1 protein-coding gene and 1 pseudogene are annotated in these 1,557 nt (G+C 46.2%); both read right to left on the reverse strand.

Features of this window, described 5'->3' with window-relative positions; translation table 11 throughout:
* Window positions 1–662, reverse strand: a pseudogene (locus A3738_RS21040) (glutamine synthetase); the annotation flags it as partial.
* A gap of 10 nt (window positions 663–672) precedes the next feature.
* Window positions 673–1,557: aldehyde dehydrogenase family protein (locus tag A3738_RS21045; protein ID WP_156504393.1), on the reverse strand; the 885-nt coding region annotated here is incomplete at its 5' end.

The following is a 1,557-nucleotide window of genomic DNA, read 5'->3' on the forward strand; positions in this document are numbered from 1 at the left end:
TCGTCGCCATAGTTTAGATTTACTTCAAACTGGCCGGGTGCATATTCAGCGATGACCGTATCAGCAGGAATATTCTGCATATGTGCAGCACTAATTACCTCTTCAATAAAGTCGTTATGATCCGCCAAGTCTTGCATTGCATAGACTTGCGTTGAACTCATTCGATGACCGCTAGCGGGAGATTTAGGTGGCTGCAGCCCGCCATTTTCTGTTCTCTCGGTATCCAATAAATAGAACTCAAGTTCCAAGGCAATACCCACTTTGTATCCCAGTGTGCTAAAACGTTCATTCGTTTTAACGAGGATATTGCGCGGTACAACATCCATCGGCGAGCCATCATCCTCCAACATGGTACAGAGCACTTGCGCACGGCTGAGATCTTCGACCCACGGAACAATCGCTAAAGTGCCCTCAATGGGTTTACAAACATAATCTCGATCGCCTTGTGCAAGACCCAAACCCGCTTCTTCAGTTGATGCTCCTCGGCTGTTTAAACTCATCACCGAGGCAGGTAGGCAACACCCCGTTTGGTACACTTTATCAAGCAGATCAATTTCGATTCGTTTACCTCGAAGAATGCCGTTTTGATCAGGCAACAGTAATTCGATGGTTTGAACCTTAGGATAGCGGTTAAGAAAATCCCTCACTTCTTGGTTTTGCATCATGTACTCCTTAATTTAAACCGCCCATGCAGAGGTATTTAAGTTCCAAATATTCATCCATGCCGTACTGACTTCCCTCTCTCCCCATACCAGACTCTTTAACACCGCCAAATGGTGCCATGGCAGTAGAGATAACCCCTTCATTGATGCCAACCATTCCGTATTCCAATGCCTCTGAAACGCGCCACACACGCGCTATATCTTTTGAGTAGAAATATGCAGCCAAGCCATATGGCGTATTGTTGGCTTTTTCGATGACATCGGCCTCGTCTTCAAACACGCTAATAGCCGCTACAGGGCCAAAAATTTCTTGATGAACGATGTCCATGTCACTTGAGATATTGCCAAGGATAGTAGGTTGATAGAACAATCCACCTAGAGAGTGCGGCTCGCCGCCAACGACAACCTCTGCCCCTTTTTGTTTCGCATCCTGAACAAGCCCAGCTATCTTATTGAAACTGGCTTGGTTAATAAGTGGGCCTTGCACCACTCCTTCATCCAAACCATGCCCGACTTTCATTGATTTCACGGCATCACTTAAAGCCTTGACAAAACGATCATAAATACCTGATTGCACGTAAAATCTATTGGCACATACACAAGTTTGACCGGTGTTTCTATATTTAGAAGCAATCGCACCCGCCACAGCTTGTTCAATATCCGCATCATTAAACACAATAAAAGGCGCATTGCCGCCAAGTTCCATCGACACGCGTTTAACCGTATCTGCACACTGCTTCAACAGTAATTTGCCAACCGCAGTAGACCCCGTGAAAGAAAGCTTTTTGATTCGCGCGTCTTGCGAGAATACCTTACCGACATCTACCCCATGACTCGCCGTGACAACATTAAATACCCCAGCAGGAATACCTGCCTTGCCTGCAAGGTCAGCAAG

The sequence above is a fragment of the Oleiphilus sp. HI0066 genome (genome assembly GCF_001635725.1).